General features: G+C 57.2%; 14 protein-coding genes and 1 pseudogene. 10 read left to right on the top strand and 5 right to left on the bottom strand.

Going from position 1 to position 24000, the window contains the following annotated elements; translation table 11 throughout:
* Positions 1-59: 59 nt before the first annotated feature.
* Positions 60-7139 carry an NEL-type E3 ubiquitin ligase domain-containing protein gene (locus tag ACSQ87_RS13200; protein ID WP_436273664.1) on the bottom strand — a complete coding sequence of 2360 codons (7080 nt, stop codon included), beginning with the start codon at positions 7137-7139 and terminating at the stop codon, positions 60-62.
* Between the two features lie 152 nt (positions 7140-7291).
* Between ACSQ87_RS13200 and ACSQ87_RS13195 the strand changes: the two genes are divergently transcribed.
* Complete coding sequence (locus ACSQ87_RS13195; RefSeq protein WP_008154959.1) at positions 7292-7510, top strand: DUF2970 domain-containing protein; 219 nt, start codon at positions 7292-7294, stop codon at positions 7508-7510.
* On the opposite strand, the gene ACSQ87_RS13190 is transcribed toward ACSQ87_RS13195, so the two are convergent.
* Positions 7507-8580: an ABC transporter substrate-binding protein gene (locus ACSQ87_RS13190; protein ID WP_223433076.1), complete on the bottom strand. Its 1074-nt coding sequence runs from the start codon at positions 8578-8580 to the stop codon at positions 7507-7509. The two genes, ACSQ87_RS13195 and ACSQ87_RS13190, sit on opposite strands and share 4 nt — an antisense overlap.
* 525 nt (positions 8581-9105) lie before the next feature.
* Between ACSQ87_RS13190 and ACSQ87_RS13185 the strand changes: the two genes are divergently transcribed.
* Both ACSQ87_RS13185 and ACSQ87_RS13180 read left to right on the top strand, forming a co-directional pair.
* Positions 9106-10764 carry a nitrite/sulfite reductase gene (locus tag ACSQ87_RS13185; protein WP_223433077.1) on the top strand — a complete coding sequence of 553 codons (1659 nt, stop codon included), beginning with the start codon at positions 9106-9108 and terminating at the stop codon, positions 10762-10764.
* Positions 10748-11242, top strand: coding sequence for a DUF934 domain-containing protein (locus tag ACSQ87_RS13180; RefSeq protein WP_111449837.1), 495 nt, complete (start codon positions 10748-10750; stop codon positions 11240-11242). Before ACSQ87_RS13185 ends, ACSQ87_RS13180 begins: the two co-directional genes overlap by 17 nt.
* Before the next feature lie 70 nt (positions 11243-11312).
* Here ACSQ87_RS13180 and ACSQ87_RS13175 read toward each other — a convergent pair whose 3' ends face one another.
* Positions 11313-15143, bottom strand: a complete 3831-nt coding sequence (locus ACSQ87_RS13175; RefSeq protein ID WP_223433078.1) for a leucine-rich repeat domain-containing protein — start codon at positions 15141-15143, stop codon at positions 11313-11315.
* A 200-nt stretch (positions 15144-15343) separates the two neighbouring features.
* On the bottom strand, positions 15344-16369 hold the full coding sequence (gene sohB / locus ACSQ87_RS13170; protein ID WP_150655640.1) for a protease SohB: 1026 nt from the start codon (positions 16367-16369) through the stop codon (positions 15344-15346).
* Positions 16370-16708: 339 nt separating this feature from the next.
* On the opposite strand from sohB, the gene ACSQ87_RS13165 reads away from it, so the two are divergent.
* On the top strand, positions 16709-17431 hold the full coding sequence (locus ACSQ87_RS13165; RefSeq protein ID WP_223433079.1) for a hypothetical protein: 723 nt from the start codon (positions 16709-16711) through the stop codon (positions 17429-17431).
* A gap of 33 nt (positions 17432-17464) precedes the next feature.
* On the opposite strand, the gene ACSQ87_RS13160 is transcribed toward ACSQ87_RS13165, so the two are convergent.
* Positions 17465-17638 carry a gp19.5 family protein gene (locus ACSQ87_RS13160; RefSeq protein ID WP_223433087.1) on the bottom strand — a complete coding sequence of 58 codons (174 nt, stop codon included), beginning with the start codon at positions 17636-17638 and terminating at the stop codon, positions 17465-17467.
* A gap of 184 nt (positions 17639-17822) precedes the next feature.
* Between ACSQ87_RS13160 and ACSQ87_RS13155 the strand changes: the two are divergent.
* The 6 genes and pseudogenes from ACSQ87_RS13155 to ACSQ87_RS13130 all read left to right on the top strand — a co-directional run bounded on the left by ACSQ87_RS13155 (position 17823) and on the right by ACSQ87_RS13130 (position 23909).
* Positions 17823-18976, top strand: a pseudogene (locus ACSQ87_RS13155) (polymorphic toxin type 44 domain-containing protein).
* A complete protein-coding gene (locus ACSQ87_RS13150) occupies positions 18939-19364 on the top strand; it encodes a hypothetical protein (RefSeq protein ID WP_223433080.1) in 426 nt (141 codons plus the stop codon). Before ACSQ87_RS13155 ends, ACSQ87_RS13150 begins: the two are co-directional and overlap by 38 nt.
* A gap of 53 nt (positions 19365-19417) precedes the next feature.
* Positions 19418-19846: a hypothetical protein gene (locus ACSQ87_RS13145; RefSeq protein WP_223433081.1), complete on the top strand. Its 429-nt coding sequence runs from the start codon at positions 19418-19420 to the stop codon at positions 19844-19846.
* 818 nt (positions 19847-20664) lie between these two features.
* Entirely contained in the window at positions 20665-21375 is a 711-nt protein-coding gene (locus ACSQ87_RS13140) for a histidine phosphatase family protein (RefSeq protein ID WP_150655639.1), read from the top strand.
* A 64-nt stretch (positions 21376-21439) separates the two neighbouring features.
* Positions 21440-21754 (top strand): SCP2 sterol-binding domain-containing protein, encoded by a 315-nt coding sequence (locus tag ACSQ87_RS13135; protein WP_008015934.1) that lies wholly within the window; start codon positions 21440-21442, stop codon positions 21752-21754.
* Positions 21755-22061: 307 nt separating this feature from the next.
* Positions 22062-23909: an amidohydrolase gene (locus ACSQ87_RS13130; RefSeq protein ID WP_436275087.1), complete on the top strand. Its 1848-nt coding sequence runs from the start codon at positions 22062-22064 to the stop codon at positions 23907-23909.
* Positions 23910-24000: the final 91 nt, after the last annotated feature.

Below are 24000 nucleotides of genomic sequence, written 5' to 3'. Positions count from 1 at the left end.
TGGTCCCGGGAGTCGACTGGTGCGACTCCCGGGGTTCTTGTGAAAGCTGCCGCTAAACGTTACAGCCCCACCAGCGTCCGTTCTTTTTCAGACAATTCGCGCACCAACTTTCCTTGCTCGAAGAGAAGGTCTGCCTCTATCACCCGCATGGCGGTCTTGTACTGTTCCTCCGCGCCTTCGCCGTAATTTGGATACGCCTCGTCTACCTCATGCTCTCTGCCTGCAAACCCCTCTCGCACCTGGGCGAACCGTTCAGGGTATTTGTCCTTCAAATAGTCGCTCCAGTACTGGCGGCCGACCAAATCATCAACAAATGCCGATGATTGTTCTGCCGCGATCACTTCAGCATGGGCCGCATCCAGCATGACAGGCGTTACGTTGCCGCTGTAGCGCATGCCTCTTGGTTGCCCCGGCAACTCAAGTCGCTCGGCAAGGCCGATACGATAGGCTAACCGCACTTCCGCCGGATCAGTTGAACGGCGGCTTGCCTGTCGCTGGACAATGTCGCGGTTAGCGATTTTCTCGACTTCGCCAAGGCGAAACAGGTTCCTGCCAAGTCTGAACAAGACTTTACCTTGTTGGCCCGGGGAAATTGACTTCGCGGTCTCACATTCGAAAGTCTTAACTTCTATATCGCTGAACAACAGGATTTGACCATCAACGCAGGTTGCGCCAGACCTCGCCATTTCGAAGATCGTATCCCTCAGACCTGCGTCGCTATCGGCCACCCTCATCACGGTATGGACCCGCCGCACAAGATCAGGACGTCCCGTCAGGAAGTCTGTCGTACCTTCCATTCTGGTCAGCAGATTGAAGAAGAACTTACTGTTTTGCGCTTGCTCGAAGTCATTCCATATCCGTATCAATTCCTCTGAGTCGGCTGCTGACGGAGCGATCCATCGCTCACGGGCGTCAGTACCTGTCACCTCATCCAAATCTACTTCTACGTCACTTGCAATCGAGTCATCGCTATCGCTGTCGTTAAAGCTGCGGCTGTCGCTACTGCTATCAATCCGCTCCAACGCCTCATCAATCTCTTCTGGCGTCCATCCCACTATCTGCTCGCCCTCCAGCACCTGATTACGCAGCATTAGCAGGCTCGCGCCATCCAGAGTTTCGTTGCTGGCCAGATTCGTGCCCGCACGCAATTCCCTGTGTTCATCGGCCATCAGGACCGACGGAATGGACTCGATCATGTTGTCGCGCAAATCCAGCGCGCTGAGCGAGGGGAGCTGAAGCGTTCCCTGCGGCCAGATGACCAGGCGATTGCCACTCAGATCGAGGGCCTGCAAACGGGTAAGAGGGCTGACATCCAGCGACTCAAGCCAGTTTTCGGACAGGTTCAATGATTCCAGGTTGCTCAATCCTGCAAGCTGACGCTGGAGCTGAGGTGCATTGGAAAAACGGTTATTGACTGCCGAAAGTCGCTTGAGGCTGTTCAATGAGGTCACGGACTCTGGCAAGGCACTCAATGCGTTGGCATTCAGCGCCAGGGTATGAACGTGAGTAAACGCGCCGAGGAAATCGCTTAGCCCCTCCTCTCTCAGATAAACGTTGTTCAGGTTCAACGCACCGACATGAGCGAAGTCGGCGGGTAGAGCCGGGAGATTGCCCAAGGGGTTATCGGACAGATCAAGGATGTAACCTCCCGATGCGCTCTCCACGGCCTGCGCCCCGCGAAGGTTCTGCCTCCAGCACGCCATTATCCGGTCAGCCGCCTGACGACGCTCGGTGGCTGCAATCCACACAGGAGGAGAGGATTCACCCATCCGCTGTGGTTGGGTTTCGATCCATGTGTTCAGGGTCTTCGTCAATGCCTGATGTTGTCTGTCCCATTTGGCCAATTGCTCATACAGGGGGCCAGCGCCGCCATGGCGTAACGTCAGTTCATCAATTATCCGTATCGCCTCGACGCCTGGCAGGTCCGGATCAAGCCTTCGCAAGCGGGCTTGTGGGGTCAAGCGTGTCAGGTCATTGCCAGGTACAACGGGCAGCGGCAATAACAAGTCCGGATTTTGCGCGACCAGAACCGGAAAGTACTCTGGCTCACCCAGGGTAATGCCCGCCTGCAAGCTGGCTCTGGAGATACCCATGGGTGTTTCGGAAGAAGTACTCGCCAGCAAATCGGTGCGGGCCTTGGCCGTCAATCGACAGCCAGTCATATCGATCCTTAGAGCGTCATGGCCGGTCAGGGCAGCCTCAGGAATCGTCGTGATAGCGCTGTTGTTCAACTCGAGCTTGCCGAGGCCGGACAAGTTCAATGCACCTTTTGGCCAGTCCTTAATGGCGGAATGACCCACACGCAGGGTCTTTAAGCGGGTCATGGCGCTGACATCCAGCGAATCGAGCCGGTTATAGCGCAAGTCCAGGCTTTCAAGGGCAGACAACCGGTTCAAGCGTTGCTGCATACTCGGGGTAATTGTCAGGTGATTTCGGCTCAGCTCCAGATAACTGAGTTTTCCGAGATTGCCCAATGCCGACGGGAGATCCTGCAGTTGATTGCCACTCAGATCCAACCCACGAATGTCGGTGAAGCCGCTCAAAAAACGACTGAAATCCTCGGATGAGGCCACCACACCCGACATTTGCAGGGTTTGCACATGGGCAAAATTCGTTGCTGACAGCGCTGGCAGTTCAGGCAGATCGCCCAGCGGCCAGCCGGACAAATCAAGAGTCGATGCAATGATTTGTCGCGGCATGCCAGGCAATGGCCACACCGTTGAAGACCCGGCCAGAGGCTGCGAAGACTGTGCCTCCTGCGTACCGCCATAGCGTTTACGCAGACCATCACGCCAACACTCACGGATTCGCCGGGCAACGGATTCTCGTTCCCGAATGTTGACTTGCCGGCCATTGACTCTTGCTGTTCGCTGCTGCCACGCCTCCAGTTGCTGTCGCAATGCCTGTCCATCCTGGCGCAGTGCATTGATCCGTGCCAGCAACACCCGCCCTGCCAACCCCTCAACCTTCATTCGCCCAAGGGCAATCTTCGAAAGCTCGTCGCTTGTCTCCAGGGCGTTGTGTAGCGTGCCTTGGCAATAACGATCCAGCATTTGCCCGGTATCCAGCAAATGCGCAGGATTGTCGTGCACATACTCGTATGCCTTCACGAAGTCCTCAGTGCTCAGCCTGGCCCAGTTGAGTTTCATGCCGGGCCACAGTGATTCATGACCGGATAGCCATTCAGGGGGAAGTGTCTTGACGCTTGAGTGAGTGAGATCCAGCGACCTGAGCTGCGGCAATTGCAGAGCGCCCTTCGGCCAGACCTCTGTCGTTCCGTACACACTCAACGAATGCAGTTGAGTCAGGCGACTGACATCCAGCTCGCCCGCCATGCCGATCACGTCCAATCGTTGCAGTTGTGGCATCGCGTCTATCACCGATTGGGCAGCGTCGGTGAATTCCGGACCCAGCGGCCCTGCCATCTCCAGCTCACGAATACCCGGCAGTGCCTTTAGTCTCTCGGCCAGTTGAACCCTATCGACGCCATCCTGGACTCCCAACGTCAGCGACCGGGCGTTGGGGAACTGGCGCACAAAGGCTTCCGGCGTCTGACTCAATACTCCACCAACACTCATATTCAGACGACTTACGTGAGGAAAGTTGCCGGCCAGTTCCGGCAGGCTGTCTGCAGCGCCCACGTCCAGAGAAACACTGGCATCGCCATCGTAAATACCCCTCCGCTGCCAGACGTATCGAATGTTTCGTGCGACTTGATGGCGGGCAGTATTCTGGCCGCCGCTGGTTATCCATTGTTCGAGCTGCGCCGTCAGGGCCTCGTATTCCCGGCCCCGCATGTTCAGAAAATGGGCGATCTGCGTTTCGGTCATGCCATCACGCGCAAGCTTGATGACCATCAATTCCGCCACCTCATCGGAGAAGATCGGATAGACATCCCGCAACCTGGAGACCAATGAGGGATTCACCTTTGCTCCGGCACCTCGCCCGCTCAATGGGTAGCCGACCCTGCCGTCGGCCAGTCGCACCGGCGAACGGAATCGTGGCATGGCGGCGTTGGGCACGAGGGTTTCCATCATCTGATCACGGTGGCCCATGGCGTAGGTGGTCAACGTCTTTTGTAACCTGGCACCCTGCGTCACATTGGGCATGCCCAACTGAGTGCGGACGTCGTCCGGCAACGCATGCATGACCGAAGAGAAAAAGTTGTCGCCTTCTTTCGGTACGCTGCTCAACGAGTTTTCTTGCTGGTCGAAGGCCTGGAACTGATTGGCTTGATGATGTTGATAGCCGTCCTTGACCAGGTATTTGACTTGCTCGGCCGTCTCGCTACCGATGGTGTCGAGCAGTTTTCCGCCGCAATCGCCCTGACGAACTTCCAGGCGCAGGCTTTTCGGCCTGTCGGGGAGTTTTTCAAGGCTGTGCAGCGCCAGGCGCTGGCTGTCGGATGACGCCATGCTCTCCAGCTGCAGTCCGGCCAAGGCCTTGTTCAGCCGAGTCACCCGGGCGCGCGCACGCCCCTTGAGCAACAGACTGGTGGGAAGTCGGCCGGTTTGTTTGATGTGCAGCCGTTCCTTGGCGGTGGCATTGGCCAGGACTCCTTGCGCCGCGTCCGTCGATAGACTGGGGAAAGTACGCTGCAGCGCCTGAATTTCACGCGTTGTTGCCTTGGAATCCTGGCTGAGTGTGTCGAACAATGAGGTTTTGTTGCCCGAAAGGTGGTCGCCAAGCTGTTGTCGAAAAACCGTTTCACGCTCTGCCTCGACCCGTGCACCTTCACCCCCCAGCAAGCGAACGATTTCTTCCTCCTCCAGTGCCGCAAGCACTCGTTCGGGCAATTTCCCGGCAGACACATCCTCACGGGAAATCCTGATGCTCGGCTTCACGGGTGTCGACGCCTCACCATAGCGGGACGAAGCACCGCTCAGGCTTGCATTGTCGAACACGTCGATCACCCGCCCCTGCGGCCAACGCGGCATATTGATCACGTGTGGCAAGATCGCGTTGTAGCGGCTGTCCGGCACCGGCTGATCGAGACGAATCTGTTCAATCATTTCATTGAGCTGACGGTCGATTTGAAACTGCCGCAACGTGTCGGATAACGCTGATGGCAAGCGCAGGTTATCCGTATGGATCTTGCGCAACGCGTCGTCGTTAACGCCGCTGATATCGGCGATTTTCTCCAGCGTCGCCGCGTCAATACCGTCGGTGACCGGGCCAAGACGTCGTAACAAGGTGGCACGATCCCACCCCAGCGGGCGCTCGAAACGATGGCGCCACGCGCCCTCACCGTTGTGTTCAAGAACGGGGGAGTAAGCGTTCGGGTCCGTCGGGTGTTTGAAACGCCATTTGTTCAGCGTGGGGTCGAAGGTTTTTTCGTAGACGTTACCGTCGAGCCTGATATAGGTCTTGCCGCCCACTTCATACTGCCCAAGCTTGTCGGGCTTGAGCCCCGCCGGCAAGACCCTGTCGCTCAGGTAAGGCGTCAAGCCAGGCCGCCACAACTGTTCGTTGCCAAACGGCAATTTGACCTTGACCAGGCCATCGACGATGGGTGTAGACAGCACTTTCGGCGCTTTACTGACAGCCGCGCCTACAGCCGCCATGAATGCCACGTTCACGGCCACCGACTTCAAATAACTCCAGGCCTGATCCGTGTCCCCGATGCTCCACGCTTCAACCCCGTGATAAATGTCTGTGGTCAGTTGCACAGCCATCACGGCCATCATTACCTCGCCCAGGCCGGGCACAAAAAAAGCCGCCACGTTGAGTATGTTCAGCCCCCACTCGGCATAGCGGGCGAGTCGTTCATACCAGGCGTCATGATCGACCTTGGCCGTCGGTACCGCCAGTTGCTCGGCTGTCTCCTTGAGGCGCGTCTGGTGCCGCGTGTACAGCTCGCCGAACAGCTCCGTGCCAAAAAATTCTTCACTGATATCAAGAGCCGGCTCGTCCCGGTAAACATTTTCGTAGATTCCGTCTATGTGCCCCAAGAGGGTTTCTTTACGGTGTGGGAAATCCGGGTTCCATTTGAGTGTTTGCAGAGCAGTCTTGATCTTGCCGAGGAACTTGCCCGCATCACCGTGAGGAATGAGCCTGAGGAAAGAGCGCTGGTAGTTCATATCGCGCAGCCTGTAGCTCAGGTCATTTTCAAAGGACTTGAGCGAGGCATATTCCATGACCGGCGCCACCGGATCGCCCGGAATACAGACGATGATCCGCGAGTCCTGGTAACCCAGTACGTCAAACAGGTTTACACCGGGATTGGTCCAGCTGAAGTTGACCTTTTTACCTTTGCGCCGGCTTGCGCCAATGACAAACAGCTCACTGACAGGCGACCCCAGCACATGCAACTGACTGCAAGTGACGCGCTCACCATCCAGTGTTGCCGATTTGTCGCCGTTGAGCACGGCCAGCAATGTGCTGTAGGCCGATGGCGTGATCAGCGATTTGAGGTGGGCGATATGGGCATGCACCCGCAGACTGTCCGCCCACGCGCCGAGCGTTTGGGTGCGCACGGTGGCCGCCCTGTCCGCGGCGTCAAACATCGCCGTCAGATGTTCCTGATACTGCTTGCCGATATCCAGTTCACGGCACAGCGAGGCGAAATCGGCGGGCTTTATCGGTAGCTTCTTGATCCTGTAGCGCGTTGAAGGGCCCTTTTGCGGATAGTCCCAACCGTAAGGTCCTCCTTGAGTTTCCAGAGAGGCAGCCCGCATACCTCGTTCAGCAATGACGTCATGTTCATCAAACGCCTGGTGTTCTTCAAAATTGCGCAGTGCCAATTGCAGCAGTGTCTGGTGAGTGATCAGCGAGCCTGCAAAGGGCTCGTAGAACCAGGTCTGCGCAACATCAACTTTCAACCCGAACTTTTTTTGCAACGCTGCTTCGAGCAACGGCTTCGCGAATTCGGTGACCCCTTTGAGCCCGGTGAGTGTTTTTGCCAGGGTTTCGTTGGCGGTTCGACTGCGCTTCTGGTCGTCCCGTACGGTTTGTCGTTGGTCGCTGGAGGCCTTCTGAAACCAGTCTGGCATGGCATTTTCGGCCAGGCCTCCTGGTGTTCTCGCCCGATCCAGAGCCTGGATGTTTGCCGGGGTCAGGTGGCGTATCCGATCGTGCAGCTTTTTTTTGATGAAATGGTTGTGAAGGCCCTTTTCCTGGGCCGTTGGGATTCCACTCATGTGGCAATACCTGATGCTGTTAAATGAAGCACCAGTCAATCAGCAGGTTTGTCGTCCAGGGCGGTACATATTTATACCGGGTAGCGCCTGGGGCGATCTTCTTTCCGTGGGTTGTCTATGCTTGTCTTACTCAAACGGCAGACGAGGGGTTTATGGACGATCCAGCCGACAACAAGCCGCCCACTTTCTGGCAGATGCTGCACAGCGTCATGGCGGCGGCGTTCGGGGTGCAGAGCGGGAAGAACCGGGCGCGGGACTTCACTCACGGCAAGCCCAGTCATTTCGTGATTCTGGGGATTTTGTTCACCGCGGTGTTCGCATTGACGCTGTACGGCATCGTGCAACTGGTGGTGCATCTGGCCGGGGTTTAGCGCATCAAGGTTTGCAGGCTGAACGGATAGCGATACGACGTCGACCGGCCCTTGGCTGAAAGACGGCGGAAGTTCACACCGTAATCCGGTGATTCCCCCATGGCCAGCAATCGCTTGGCCTGTGCCTTGTCGATCAATTGCAGCAACGGGATTTGCCGGTCTCGGCCGCCGTAATGGCTGAGATCCACACCCAGTTCAAGATCATGCAACTCCACCAGCGCCCAGCCGCCCAACGTGAAGTGCCCGCCCAACAGCACGCTGATGCGTCCGTCGACCTTCGCCTGTAACGCCGCCGGCGAGGTGTTGACCGCACTGAACAACGCATCCTTGCCGGGTATCCCACCCGTCTCCGAATACGCCTGCATGGCGCCAAACGCCATTTCGTCATTGGCTGACCACACCAGCGAGACCTTCGGATAACGCCGGAACAGCAGTTTGGCCTGTTCGTAGGCCCGTTCCCGGGTCCAGCCGCTGTAAACCAGTTGGCGCAAGCGCACTTCAGGGTGCTCGGCCAAGGCCCGCATCATGCCTTGCTCGCGCAGTTGCGCCGAAGGGGTGATCTTCAGGCCGGAAAACGCCAGCAACTCGATGACCTGACCGGGCGCCGCGGGCGGATGCTGGCGAATCAGTTCCTTGAGCATCAGGTAGCCACCCTCCTCATCGTTGGGCACCAGGCTGCCCAACTGATCAGAGCGATCCCGCAGCAGACTCTGCTGATTGGCCGTCAGCGAAGCGTTAACCATAAACAGCTTTACCCCGCTGCCCTGGGCCAGGCGAATGATCTGCGGGGCGACGTACTGTTCGTTGGCGAACACCAGATAGTCCGGACGATCAGGGCCTTGCAGCGCCTGACGCGCTTGCGCCAACGTGAGCTCCGGCATGCGTCGGGAATAGAGAATTCGCAGATCGATGCCCAGATCCGTGGCTGCCGCCTGCATGAATTGCGAATAGCTGATCCAGAAGGCTTCGTCAGTCTTTCCAGGGCTCAGGAACAATACCGATTCCGCGCGCACAACGGGGCCGTAAACTGCGCCAAGCATCAGCAGGAATGAGTAGAAAAACTTCAACATTGATCGTTCGAGCCCCCCGGCAATTCGCCGCGCATTATAGCCAGCGAAGTCCCGGAAAACGGCGTTTATTCCGGTTATTGTCCGACAATCGTCGGTATGGGACCCGGACGAGGTCGGTTATTGATGACTGACCCAAAATACCGCAGTGCCCACGACCAGGATGATCAGGAACAGAATGGCCCAAGCATCGACCGTGCTATCGGGTTTTGACGTTTTGGTAGGGTTGCTCATTGCATCGCCTCTTGTCGGTTTTATCGGTGATTGCATAAAGACTCGAGCACAGTTAAGACGATGATTGCCCGCACCACAAATGTGGGTTTTAGCTCGTTGGCCTTCATTAGTCGTTTTGGTTCTTTACATATACTCAAACATCACTTTTGCGCATAACTGCAAACTGGTATCTTGCCCCGGCTCCGTTGGGAGTGCGCGGCCGTGCGCGCAGAATTGCCGAGGCAGTATCGGAAACTTCAGCAAGCGAAAAACGCAACTGGATCCGACCGGCCCAAGCCTGAGAACAGGACTTATATGTACGTATACGACGAGTACGATCAGCGGATCATCGAGGACCGCGTCAAGCAGTTCCGTGATCAGACCCGACGCTATCTGGCAGGCGAGCTGAGCGAAGAAGAATTCCGCCCCCTGCGCCTGCAAAATGGCCTTTATATCCAGCGCTTCGCGCCGATGTTGCGGGTGGCGGTGCCTTACGGCCAACTGACTTCGCGCCAGACGCGAATGATGGCCAGGATTGCCCGCGATTTCGACAAGGGCTATGCCCACATCAGCACCCGGCAGAACGTACAGTTCAACTGGCCGGCGCTGGAAGACATCCCGGACATCCTTGCCGAACTGGCGACCGTGCAGATGCACGCGATCCAGACCAGCGGCAACTGCTTGCGCAACGTCACCACCGACCAGTTCGCCGGTGTCGCTGCCGACGAGCTGATCGATCCGCGCCCGTGGTGCGAGATCGTCCGCCAATGGACCACGTTCCACCCTGAATTCGCTTACTTGCCGCGCAAGTTCAAGATCGCCATCAACGGTTCGACTTCCGACCGTGCGGCCATCGAAGTCCATGACATCGGCCTTGAGCCGGTGCACAACGCCGCTGGCGAGCTGGGCTTCCGTGTGCTGGTGGGTGGCGGTCTCGGCCGTACCCCGGTGGTCGGCGCGTTCATCAATGAATTCCTGCCGTGGCAAGACCTGTTGAGCTACCTCGACGCCATCCTGCGGGTCTACAACCGCTACGGCCGTCGTGACAACAAGTACAAGGCGCGGATCAAGATTCTGGTCAAGGCCCTGACACCTGAAGTCTTCGCGCAAAAAGTCGATGCGGAAATGGAGCACCTTCGCGGTGGCCAGACCACGCTGACCGAAGCCGAAGTGCATCGTGTGGCCAAACACTTCGTCGACCCCGAGTACAAGGCTCTGGACAACCAGACCTTGGCATTGGCCGAACTCGATAAAGAACACCCGGGCTTCGCGCGCTGGCGCACCCGCAATACCCTGGCCCACAAAAAGCCGGGTTATGTGGCCGTGACCCTGTCCCTGAAGCCGACCGGTGTTGCACCGGGCGACATCACCGACAAGCAACTCGATGCCGTTGCCGACCTGGCCGATCGTTACAGCTTCGGCCAGCTGCGCACGTCTCACGAGCAGAACATCATTCTGGCCGACGTTGAACAAAGTCAGTTGTTCGCGATGTGGGGCGAGTTGCGTGAGCAGGGTTTCGCCACGCCGAACATCGGCTTGCTGACCGACATCATCTGCTGCCCGGGCGGTGACTTCTGCTCCTTGGCCAACGCCAAGTCGATCCCGATCGCCGAGTCGATCCAGCGTCGCTTCGAAGACCTGGATTACCTGTTCGATATCGGCGAACTGGACCTGAACATCTCCGGCTGCATGAACGCCTGTGGTCACCACCACGTCGGCCACATCGGCATCCTCGGGGTGGACAAGAAAGGCGAAGAGTTCTACCAGGTGTCCCTGGGTGGCAGCGCCAGTCGCGACGCGAGCCTGGGCAAAATCCTCGGCCCGTCCTTCGCCCAGGAAGCCATGCCTGATGTGATTGAAAAGCTGATCGACGTGTACATCGAACAACGTACCGAAGACGAGCGTTTCATCGACACCTATCAGCGTATTGGCATCGACCTCTTCAAGGAGCGTGTCTATGCAGCGAATAATTAAGAACAACGAAGTCGTCGACGAAACCTGGCACTTGCTGCCCAAGGACTTCAACATCGACGAGATCAGCAACTGCGACGACTACATCGTCCCGTTGCAGCTGTGGCGCGAACACAGCCGCATGCTCAAGGCCCGCGATGGCGGCCTGGGCGTATGGCTGGATGCCGATGAAGAAGCGGAAGAAATCGGTGACGACGTGGAAAATTTCCAGGTCATCGCCTTGAACTTCCCGGCCTTCACCGACGGCCGCAACTACTCCAACGCCCGCCTGCTGCGTGACCGTTATGGTTTCAAAGGCGAATTGCGGGCAATTGGCGATGTGCTGCGCGACCAGCTGTTCTACCTGCACCGCTGCGGTTTCGACGCCTTTGCGATCCGCGCCGATAAAGACCCGTACGAAGCCCTTGAAGGTCTCAAGGACTTCTCGGTGACCTATCAGGCCGCCACCGACGAACCGTTGCCGCTGTTCCGTCGCCGCTGATCGTCAAACCTTGAACCCCTTCGCGGGGTTCAAGGCTCCCTCCTTGTACCGAACCCACGGATAAATCCGTTTAAAGGCCTGCGCGCTGTTCCAGCGCCCTGAAAGCCACCAATGGGTTTTCAAACCGTCCACGCCCCGCGCTCAATCGACTCCATACTGCGTCTGAAAGATCTGCCGCCTCCAAGAGTCGCCAGACTCGCGCCTGAATCGACAGATAACTGACCTGAAAGTCGGCGATCAGGCTCAGCCTGTCTATTACGCCTAAAAACCGCGTACCGGAGGGCTTACCTGCCAGCCGCTGCCAAAGGGCCTGTCGGGACTGTTGCAGCGGCTCGTCGCAGTCTCGTAGCCACACAATCGGCTGTCCATAGTCAGCACTTGGCGCGCTCAGCCATAAATTGATTCCCGTTTGCTCACGATGACTGATCAGTCGGCGCAGCGTGTCCTCGTCCGTCAGTGGATTACCCCACAGCTGCACACGCTCCACCGAGACGGCCTGATTCATCACCGCGGGCGGAACCCGGGTAATGCGGTTATCACGCAAATCCAGTGAGATCATGTAGGGCTCATCTCTGATGCCGATCGGGCACCGGGTAATCTGGGTGTCGCTCAGGTTCAGCTGACGCAAGTCATTCATCCCGAGCAGCACGGGAGGTACGCTCAATGGGTTTTCACTCAGGTCCAGCGTGTGAAGCCTGACCAACCCGGTCAACTGCGACGCCGTCTCTTGGGTGAACACCAGGCCCGTGGCCCTGAGATTCAGCGACGTGAGATGAGTCAGGCTGAACATGGCCGTCGGCAGAAAGGTCTGCGCCCTACCCTCGGCGTCGAATTGAGTCAGCTCGGCACTCTCAAGATTCAAGGTCTGCAGATTCGGAAAACACTCGAGGAACCCACTCAAGGTTTCACGCTCGGTTACATGGAAGTGCGGCATCGACAACTCGACGACCTCGTTGAACCGGATGTTCATGACCGGCAATCGATGATAGTCCTCGCCCGCCAGGTCGAGCTTGAACCCCACAAGCTGTCCGCCTGAATAGACGCGCTGATCTTGCGATGCCCGCTTTTGCCAGAGGGCGATCAGCTCGTCAGCCAGCTCGGTCCTGGTTTCACGCTCGTAGTGCATGGTGTTCCGAACCATGTCCGCGTTATGTTCTTCAATCTGCTCATCAGTCAGCCCCTGTGCCTCGTTGTCAGCTTCGTTCAGGAAGGGAATGTCCATGTCCTCAATGTCTTCCGCCACCTGATCGATCCAGCCACTCAAGTCAATGTTGAGCTGCTGAAACTGTTGCTTCAGCTGATCGATGTGTACCTGAGCATTGCCACCAGCACGCTGTAACAGTTCATCTGCTTCAGCGTTCGAGAAATCCGGATAAAGCTCCTTGAGCTGCAACCTCATCATCTCGTGCGTCAACCCTTCGGCCTGCGGCGTACCGGGGTAGCCGCCACCGCGCAGCCCTTGCGCCTCAAAGGGCAGACCGGAATCCATCCTGCCCAGACCGAGCACGAGTTCGGATCGAGGCATTGCCCGCTCGCCGACTTTCAGCCGCAACTCGCGGGCCGGATCGAGCGATGAAAGTTGCAGCCCCTCACGTTCGTCCCCGGACAAGATTTCCAGGACCACTTCATAAAAGCCCGTTGGCACATCGCGACTCTGGTAACGGTTTCCCACCTTGATCAACCGTCGAACACTGGCGGCGTCAAACGCACCGCTACGATCCAGAACACGGCCAGCGAGGGAACTGTCGTGCACCTCAATTCGAAGGCTTTTTGGCCATCCGGGGAGATTTTTGAGGGAATGCAGGGCCAGTGTGTCCGACTCCGGGCTAACCACCGACCGAAGGTACAAGCCTTCATAGGCACGATTGAACCGCACATGTTGTTGATACTGGCGGGCCTTGCTGTCGAGACGGCCGAATGATTGCCGGACCTGAGCCGCCTCGGGCGGACTCTGGATGTCTATTCCATAGCGGTCGAGCATCTGCTCAATGGCGCTTTTGGGCAGGCCGGGGTATTGGCGCTGAAACAACCGGCCCCATTCATGTTCCGAGTGCTGAAGCGCTTCGTAACGGCTGTTGAACAGTTCGACTCGCTCGCCCTGTGCCACGGTAGTTTGCCCGAGCTCCTGATCAATCCTGAAACGGCTGATCGTATCGGCCAGCAAAGGCGTCGGCGGGCGCCCGGCCTGCATCAGTCGCAGCATGTCGTCATCGACTGTACTGACCTTGCCGATCTGCGCCAGCATTTCATCGCTGAAAGACGCCACCGACGGGCCGATTCCGCGCAGAAGTTCCACGCGGGTCGGCAGTATCAGGTTCGATAGTCCGGGAGTCGGGGCAACGGCCAGATCCGGCGTCGGTCTGGCAACCTCCTCCCTCGGCGCTACGCCAGGTTCGTGCACTCTCTCGGCAATGGCACCGGCCTCGGTAGCTTCACTCTTGAGCGCCACGCCTGCGCCTGCCAGCGGCAGCGCATTGAGCAAGCCAAACACCGTGCGGGTCACGCCCGACGCTCGATCACTCGATGTTGCGCCGTTGACGGCCTGATCAAGGCCATACCCGGCGTCGATGATACCGGCCAGCACCAGCAATCCTTCACCACCGGGCACGAACAACGCCAACGGACCGAAACGGTTGATCCACTGCACGACCGGTTCGACGACGGCACTCAAGTTGTCCCGGTTGACCTGCGCATCGTCACGAATGGTTTTGACACTGGCCCGGGAGGCCTCCTTCATGGTCAGAACCAGCTGGGCAAACGGATCGATGCCTGATGGCGAGTCATCGAAACCGATGTATCCGGCCGGTTCCCAAAGGCCGTCATCGTTGAAGAACCCCGCCTCTTTCCTCAGCCTGTGTACCTTCGGGTAGACCGCCATGCCATCCAGCGCCGTCAACACACCGGCATGGAAAGTGCCGTCCTTGCGATCGTCCTCGGCGAAGTGGGCGGCCAAGGCCTGTTTTGTATCGTCATGCCTGCCCTGCTTCACAACCCATTGATGCAATTGCCCGGAATCGTCAAACAGGTGCAAGGGCGACGAGTTGCCGGGGATGTACAACAGAATCCTGCCGTCGGGGTCACGGTAGCCCCAGATATCTTCCGCGGTGTAGCGATAAAGCTTCAGGCGTCCCGTCTTGAGCATCGCGGGCACCCTGGTGGGCGTCTGCAGTTGTTCGACCGTCAGCGTTGCCCATGCCTGATCCGACGGCAGCCCTGCCGCCTGCATGGCCAGCTCGCTCCCCTTTGGGGTCAGACTGTTCTCATGCTGCTGCAGCAAAGCGGCCATGACGAAGGCCGCTTTGGCCGAGGTTTTCAGCGCATGGGGTCTGGGGGCGACAATCACTTCATCCGATGGCCAGGCTTGATCGAGGTAAGCCTGATATCGGTCCTGGAGATTCAGTTCCCAGACCCATTTCTTGAAATCGGCGGGCCTCACGGCGATCTGGGTCAGCGGTCCGTAGCGCTGCGGAACGGTTCGGCGATAAATGCCTTCGTAGGAATGGTGATAGTCATTACCGGGCTCGGCCAACTCATCGACGTGTTCCGTAACAACGATGGACGGCCCGACATCGGGTGGCGTGTACAAGCCAAACGCTGTTTCGCCGAAACGCCCGTCGCCCACGGTTTGATAGTTGGAAATCAGCACCTGCGCCAGGGACATGGAACTCGCCACCCGCCCCTGATGGACGCCGTTCTGCGCAGAACGCCCGACGTAGTCGTAATCGAGTGTCACCAGCTGCGCTGTCGTCGGGTCAATGTCTTGACCCCACTTCTGCTTGATCAGGTGTCCGCCAAACTGGCCGGGAGTCTGCGGCAGCGCGGCATCCACAGCGGACTTCAGCTCTTCGCGCATGCCGGGAAAGGTCGGTGCATTGTCGTCTTTGTGAGGGTAGTCGGTCATGGTGCATTCCATTGCAAGCGTTTCAGGAACACCACCCTAACTGACCACGGATCAACCGGAAGCGGGAGCGATCGACAATGACCTCAGGAAAATTCGCAAACACCGGAAGGAAAACGTATGGACTTAAAACCCGCAAAAAAAAATGAAACCGGGGGAGATATCCACGGTTTCATTTTTTTAACGATGATGCTTTTTGAGTATTACCAGAAGCGTTGCTGGGTCAACCGGCTCCACCAGCTCAATAGCACACGATCGACCGAGCCGCTGGCCGCCATGCCAATGCGCTCCTGCAAGCTTTTACGTTCGGCGTAGTGCAAGTGGTACAGCTCGGACTTCTTCGCACGTTCGGCGAGGTATTCATCGCTGGTCTTGAGTTCGTCCACCAGTTGCTTGTCCAGCGCGGCAACACCGAGCCAGATTTCACCAGTGGCCACTTCGTCGATGGCCAGTTGCGGGCGATAGCGCGAAACGAAGTTCTTGAACAGCTGGTGAGTGATGTCCAGGTCTTCCTGGAACTTCTCGCGGCCCTTCTCGGTGTTTTCGCCAAACACTGTCAGGGTGCGTTTGTATTCGCCGGCGGTCAGCACTTCGAAGTCGATGTCGTGCTTTTTCAGCAGGCGGTTGACGTTAGGCAACTGGGCCACAACGCCGATCGAGCCGAGGATCGCGAACGGCGCGCTGATGATCTTCTCGCCGATGCACGCCATCATGTAGCCGCCGCTGGCCGCGACCTTGTCGATGCACACGGTTAACGGCACACCGGCATCACGGATACGCGCCAGTTGCGAGGACGCCAGGCCGTAGCTGTGAACCATGCCGCCGCCGCTTTCAAGGCGCAGCACCACTTCATCCTTGGGCGTGGCGAGGGTCAGCAGCGCGGTGATTTCATGGCGCAGGCTTTCAGTGGCCGACGCCTTGATGTCGCCGTCGAAATCCAGCACGAACACCCGAGGTTTGGCTGCCTCAGGTTTTTTCTTTTGCTTTTTCTCGGATTTAGCCTCGACCTTGCGCAAGGCCTTGAGCTGGTCCTTGTCGAGCAAGGTTTGCTCCAGGCGTTCGCGCAGTCCTTTGTAGAAATCATTGAGTTTGCTGACTTGCAACTGGCCGACCGACTTGCGCCGACCTTTGCTGCGCAATGCCGCGAAACTGGCCAGGACCACCAGAATGGCGATCACCAGTGTCACGGTCTTAGCCAGAAAAACTGCGTACTCGGCAAAAAACTCCATAAGGCTTCCAATGAGGCATGAGAGGCCCATTCTACGGACATCTTTCGACGTATGTCTAACGCTGTTGTTACAGAGTTCTAACACTTTGTGACACCGCCGAGGCCCCAAAATGCCTGACTTCCAGAGGCCTGCGAGCTCGCGCTAAGGACCCCACGCAGGCGCACGATAAGGCTCAGGCGCGAGGGCCCCACGGGGGACTTTGGGACCATAGAAGCACTGAGGTGGTCATTCAGATTTTTCTGTCAGATTCTCAAAGGCATCCATCACGAGTTGAAGGCCCCCACTGCGACTGTCACTCGATCTACACTGGGCGCATCTACCAGCGATGAGGCGAGTCCTATGCAGCTCACCGAAAAACAGAAGATCGAGAAGAAATACTTCGACTTGTTCAGTAAACACTATGAGCTGCCACTTGGAACCGTTGAGCACGGCGACAAGCCTGATGTGGTAATTCTTGGCGAGAACAACCAGAGTACGCTTGGGATAGAGATTGCCCACCTCTACATAAAGGATGGTGATGTTAAGGATAGCGAACAACTTCAGAGCGTTAATCGACTCAAGGTGATCGACTCAGCTGAAGAAATCTACCTATCGCGTGGCGGGCGCAAGATCGCGCTTTATGTAGGATTCTGCGAATTGAATCTGATTAAACCAAAACGTATTAAACAAATCGCGAAAGACCTGGCTTCGTATGCTTTGGAAATTTCAACGCTATCAGATGGGTATCTAAGCTGTTGGCCCCTCGACGCCACACCGGAGATAGGCTATCTCTCTCACGATGGAAATGAATATCCCAAATGTAGATGGGAGCTGTCGCAGACCTTCCGCACGCCGCTCTTATCAGTGACACGAGTGAAGGATGTAGTCGCGCGGAAAGCCGCAAAGGCTCAACAATATGCTCCATGTGAAGCCACTTGGTTATTGCTCGTTGTTGAGTTTTGGGACCCTGCACAAGATCAGTTAATTTATTGGCCCGCAGACGAGAGCGTTGGGGAGACCCCTTTCGATCGTATTCTCATCTACAAGACTGGCTTCACTGAGGTCATTGAGGTAAGGCAGTGAATCCGCGAGGCCCCTGCCAGAATCGCCACGAAGTCACTCGGCGCAGCCTCCAAGTAGAACGCAGACGACATCCCCAAGGGCTTCGGCCAAAGGACCACCTTGAGCAGCTCCCAGAGTGACAAGGAGCAAACCAAGAAATCGATAGGTGACACGATGGGTAGCCAGAGTGCGGAGTACAGCAACACAGGTCTTCCACCGTGTAGTCATCGCATAGCCCTCCTTGAGCTGTAGGGTTAGGTGGACGATAACCACCATCTCTGAGGGCCTCTAATACTCAAATCCAACTTTGGGGTTTCTCCTACAGACCCGCCCTTCCGTTTCCGGTAGCCTCCCGCGAGCCAGCATATGACTGGTTCATGACCATGGATGAAAGACGCAAGGACGATGCAAAATGATTTCTTCTGCTCGATTGGGTGACAAACACGTCTGCCCATTGCCAAGCCACGGCACTACCCCTATCGCCTCTGCATCTGCTGACACCAACATCAACTTTATGGGCTCTGCCCGAGTTGGCGATACCTGTGGGTGTGGCGCAGTCGTCACCACCGGCTTTCCTTCTATTCAAGTGAATGGCCGTCCAATGGCCCACTTAGGGAGCCCTACCAGTCACGGTGGGACAATCATCTCGGGGTCAGGCGATGTCGGTGGTGGCTTTGTCATGGGTGACGCTGGCGGTGCAACCATCATCAACTTTATGGCCCTCGGAGCATTCCGGCCAGATGGCTCTATAGACGAGACGACGAGAAGATGGCGACCTTGTTGGCTGACCCTAAGCTCGTAGAGAAAGCCACAGCGGCGAACGCTTTGGTAGATCCCAAGGCAGCCTCTAAGCAGCCGGATGCGAAGCCTGAGCCAAAAGCTCAACCTGCCGTCTGTAAAGACCCTGACATGATGGAGGAGCTGGCGAGTTACATTGCTGGCGAGATAAATACCAACATCCATCACCCCTCCGTCTTGAAGATGAAAGAACTGCTCAGCTATGACGTTGCGGAAGAAACGCGCAAGCAAATGGAGCTGCCTTGGTACGCCCAAATCGGAACGACCAGCCCTCAAGCTATTAGTGCTGCAAATGTGGCGGCAGCTATGGGGCTTTGGACTGAGCGAGTTGGCCAAGGCCGTAAGTGGGACCACAAAGTGGAGCTGGCAAAGAAGTACGACGGCGTCGTGTACCACAAACAGGGTGACTACGATTATTTCTATGACATTTGGTCGAACATTCACTACGGCTACGTGGGACGAGCTGGAGGCCTTTCGGAAAGCGCCCTATCCGACGGTGCGGGTCTTGAGCAGATCGCGTCCGAATCCGTCAGGAAGATATTTGATTGGGGTAAACGGCAGTGGCCCCATGCGGCCGAAGGTGTCGATGGGTTGAGGGCTTACGACGACGACCAGGACCGTATATCAATCAGTATCGGGATCAAACTATTCGCCGAACATCCTAACGGGGGAATTACCGCTCAGATGATCATGGAAAAAGTTCTTGCAATTAAACCAGAGGATTGGGGAGATGGCACTCGTGTCCACATTTGTAAGAAAGCTGAGTAAACGACGAGTAGTAACCCTACTCCTGCTTGCATTACTTGTATTTTGGTATGTGACGTTGCCGAGAGTAGTCGTCAATTACCCCAAGGATGGAAAGGATGAGCTGCGCTATATCTGGAACACCCAGCACCGTATTGACAAAGGAGGCATTCTCCCCGGCCAAGGGACAGCAGATATTGGTCACATCTTCCCCGATAAGGATTTCTTCATGATGTTCGATTGGTGGTCAAACAAGGGGCTTCGGAGGTGCATCGCCATCACGCCGAAATGGGGAACAACAACAGAAATTAACCTTGATGAAACAGGCAGGATCGACACCGCGAAAACTTCCGCTGACGTTATTACTCGTTTGAAACCATGCAAGGGGGAACTTGACCCTTTCCGCCCTTAAGCAAATATGACCAACAAGCAAAGAGTTTCACGCGGTGACGGAGCACCACAGCAATGAAATGGCGCAAGCGACGTCTCGAACTACGTGATTTCGGTTTGGCCCTGTACCTACTTAGCCTCGTGCTGCCAGCGGTGTGGCAAGAAGATGATAACTGGCTGCATGGAACACTCACCCAAGACACTTTGCCGGGATCGTGTGCATTCATCATGGGGTTTCTGTCAATCGTCTACGGTTACGCCGCTTGGTTAGCAAACCCCTTGCTCATCGCCGCCTACCGCACCCGGACCGCCAAGCGCAGCCTAATCTATGCCTTACTCGCATTAATGGCAGGACTGTCGGTGCAATTGCAGCACGCTACTTGGTACGACGAAGACGGCAGGCTCACCGTTATAGGGTATACCTATGGCTATTACGTCTGGTTGCTTGCCTTTGCCTGGATGGCCAGATTGGCTGTTCGTGATAGGTATAAGGATTGGCGATAATCATCAGACAGAGCAGCCTCAGCGTTATCTATACGAGGGTTCCTGAAAGAGTAACCTCTAGCCCCCTCTGCTTTTAGTGGGGGTATTTGCAGGCCGTACAGATGGGGCCTCTCAGAGGTGGTCATTTTGAAAAATAAGGGAACCCGTTAAGGTCCCCTTTGAAGCCACAGCGATTTACTTCGTGGTGTCGATGCCCCACCGCTCAAACATCTCAACGGTCGCTCGCTGGCTCATAGGATCGTTGGGGATTACCCCCCGGAATCCGTTGAAGATGTCTGTACGGTACTGCAGGGCCATGTCGGGACTGTTAATGGTTCCTGCAAGGTTGTATCCGACCTGCGCAGCACTGCTAACCAAGCCAGCCGCTGGGACCTGCTTCAGGGCACCTGTAAGAATTTCACCGGACTTGTCGAGGTCACTCAGGCCGTACAGCCATGCTTTCTCCTTTGGGTCCCTCTTTTGCTACCTCAGGAAGAATCGAAGTTCGCACCATCGCCGCCTGATCAAAGCCCAATGGTGCAGCCACGATGTTAGCCAGGCCAAAGGCAGTTCCGAGGTACGACCCGCGCGTCAGAGCCGCATAGGCAATCATGTTGGGATCAAGTCAGTTGGCAAAAAACTCCACAGGGACTCCTTTAATACGATGCGCTGCAAAAATGCGCGCGAGATACCTCCAGCGCCGCCCCGTCGGCCAGCCGTGAAACCTCTGGCAACAGCCCTGTAACGGGCATTTCAAACAAGCGTATGTTTTTTCATTGACAGCTCACCGTCATCCTCATAACCTCGCCGAACCTTCAACGTACCGGGATGACGCGGACGTGGGCAGTATCTATTTGATTCGACATGGCCAGGCCTCCTTTGGTGCAGACGACTATGACGTTCTGTCGCCGACCGGTATTCGCCAGGCAGAAGTCCTCGGCCAGCACCTCGCCGAGCTGGGTATCAGCTTCGATCGCTGCCTCTCGGGCGATCTGCGCCGCCAGCAGCACACGGCCAACAGCGCACTGGAACAGTTCGCTGCGGCAGGCCTGCCGGTTCCCGTCCTGGAGATCGATTCCGCTTTCAATGAGTTCGACGCCGATGCGGTGATCCGCGCGCTGCTGCCGGCCATGTTACCGGACGAACCCGAAGCGCTGCACATCCTGCGCAATGCCGCGCAAAACCGCGGTGAGTTCCAGCGCATCTTCGCCCTGATCATCGAACGCTGGCTCGCCGGCACCTATGACACACCGGGCCTGGAAAGCTGGCTGGGGTTTGTCGAACGGGTGCAGGCCGGTCTGCAGCGAATCCTCGAAAGCGCCGACAACACCCAGAAAATCGCCGTGTTCACCTCCGGCGGCACTATCACGGCCCTGCTCCATCTCATTACACAAATGCCTGCCAGGCAGGCGTTTGAACTGAACTGGCAAATCGTCAACACCTCGCTCAACCTGCTGAAGTTTCGCGGTCGCGAGGTGGCTCTGTCTTCTTTCAACAGTCATGCGCACCTGCAACTGTTGAAGACCCCGGAACTCATCACGTTTCGCTGAGTCCGGACTATTGTGACCCTGGCTGTATTCACCCAGCTCTAATTACCCAAGAAAGGATCGAACCATGACCTCCGTAGCTGATGCCGTACAAGCAATGAAAGCCAAGTTCAACCCAGCCGCTGCTGCCGGCCTGGACCTGGTATTCGGTTTCCGCATCGACGACACCAAGAACTTCTCGCTGATCGTCAAGGACAGCACTTGCGAGCTCCAGGAAGGCGAAAACCCGGACGCCCAGGTGACTCTGGTCATGGACGGCGAAACCCTGGAAGGCATCGTCGACGGTTCGACTGACGGTATGCAAGCGTTCATGGGCGGCAAACTGCGCGCTGAAGGCGACATGATGCTGGCCATGAAACTGTCCGAGCTGTTCCCGAGCTAAGCGCGCCGCTCCCGACCTTCGGGAGCACGCCTTGCCGCAAACGAATCCCGTCCCTCGAGGCGGGATTCGTCGTTTTTCACCATTGGAAAACGGCTACCTGTGGATTTGCCGTCTATATTCCTTCTGGCCGCATGCGTCAGACATCGGCTGTTTGCCTTCGCTTTTTTATGAAGAGCCTTTACGCGGAGCACTGCCCATGAGCCCACCTGACGACCACGACGGAATTAACCGCCGACGTGTACTGCAAGGCCTTTCGGCAGGTGCCGTCGGTGCCTGGATCAGCCCGCTAATCGCAGGGAGTAAAACCATGCCCGACGCCCCCGCCGACCTCATTCTGTACAACGGACGCCTGCATACCGTCGATCGCAAAAAACCCCAAGCCAGCGCCGTCGCGATCAAGGACGGACGCTTCGTGGTGGTCGGCAGCGATGCCCAGGCCATGGCCCTGCAAGGCCCCGGCAGCCAAATTATCGACCTGCACGGCCGCACGGTGATTCCTGGCCTCAACGACTCGCACCTGCACCTGATCCGTGGTGGCCTCAACTACAACCTCGAACTGCGCTGGGAAGGCGTCCCCTCCCTGGTTGACGCGCTGCGTATGCTCAAGGATCAGGCGGACCGCACGCCCACGCCGCAATGGGTGCGGGTAGTCGGTGGCTGGAACGAATTCCAGTTCGCCGAAAAACGCCTGCCGACGATTGATGAACTGAACAAGGCCGCGCCGGATACCCCGGTGTTCGTCCTGCACCTCTATGATCGCGCACTGCTCAACCGCGCCGCGTTGAAGGTGGTCGGCTATACCCGTGACACGCCGAATCCGCCAGGTGGCGAAATCCAGCGCGATGCCAATGGCGACCCGACGGGCATGCTGATCGCCCGCCCCAACGCGATGATTCTTTACTCGACCCTGGCCAAAGGGCCGAAACTGCCACTGGAATACCAGGTCAACTCCACCCGCCAATTCATGCGCGAACTCAATCGCCTGGGTGTCACCAGCGCCATCGATGCTGGCGGCGGATATCAGAATTATCCAGACGACTATCAAGTCATCCAGCAACTGGCCAAAGACCAACAACTCACGGTGCGCATTGCTTACAACCTGTTCACACAGAAACCCAAGGAAGAGCTGACCGACTTCAAGAACTGGACCAGCACCTCCCACTACGGTCAGGGCGATGACTTTCTACGGCACAACGGTGCCGGGGAAATGCTGGTGTTCTCGGCGGCCGACTTCGAGGACTTTCTCGAACCCCGCCCGGACCTGCCGCAAACCATGGAGCAAGAACTGGAACCGGTGGTCCGCCATCTGGTAGAACAGCGCTGGCCGTTCCGTTTGCACGCCACGTACAACGAATCCATCAGCCGCATGCTCGACGTGTTCGAGAAGGTCAATCGCGACATTCCGTTCGACGGATTGCCGTGGTTCTTCGACCACGCCGAAACCATCACCCCGCAGAACATCGAACGGGTCAAGGCCCTCGGTGGCGGCATCGCGATCCAGGACCGCATGGCATTCCAGGGCGAATACTTCGTCGACCGTTATGGCGCCAAGGCTGCCGAAGCCACGCCGCCCATCGCTCGTATGCTCGCCGAAGGCATTCCGGTCGGCGCCGGCACCGATGCCACGCGCGTCTCCAGCTACAACCCCTGGACTTCGCTGTACTGGCTGATCAGCGGTCGCACCGTCGGTGGTCTGGCGCTGTACCCGCAAGGCTTGAGCCGCGATACCGCGCTGGAACTCTTTACCAACGGCAGCGCCTGGTTTTCCTCCGAGCAAGGCAAAAAAGGCCAGATCAAGGTCGGGCAACTGGCGGACCTGATTGCGCTGTCGGCGGATTACTTCCACATCGAGGATGAAGCAGTCAAATGGATCGAATCGGTACTGACCATCGTTGACGGCAAGATCGTCTACGGCAGCGTCGAGTTTGAAAAACTCGGGCCGCCTCCCGTCCCGGTGGTGCCTGAGTGGTCGCCCGTTGCCAAAGTACCGGGCCATTGGAAACCCCTGGCGCCGCTGACGGCGCAGGTTCATCAATGCGTCGGGGCTTGCGCGGTGCATGCGCACAGTCACGAGAGAGCGAGACTGTCGGCCGCGCCGGTCAGTGACTTTCAAGGTTTTTGGGGGGCGTTTGGTTGTTCGTGTTTCGCCTTTTAGAAAAAACCCATAAAAAAGCCGGAACTCATTTGCAGTTCCGGCAATCACGTTCGACAGTTTAATCATCAACGAGTACGGCGCTCAAAACGAA

Source organism: Pseudomonas sp. LjRoot277, assembly GCF_964253845.1.
GTDB lineage: Bacteria > Pseudomonadota > Gammaproteobacteria > Pseudomonadales > Pseudomonadaceae > Aquipseudomonas.
Note: the sequence above shows the minus strand (reverse complement) of the source record. Positions and strands in the feature narration are given on the sequence as shown.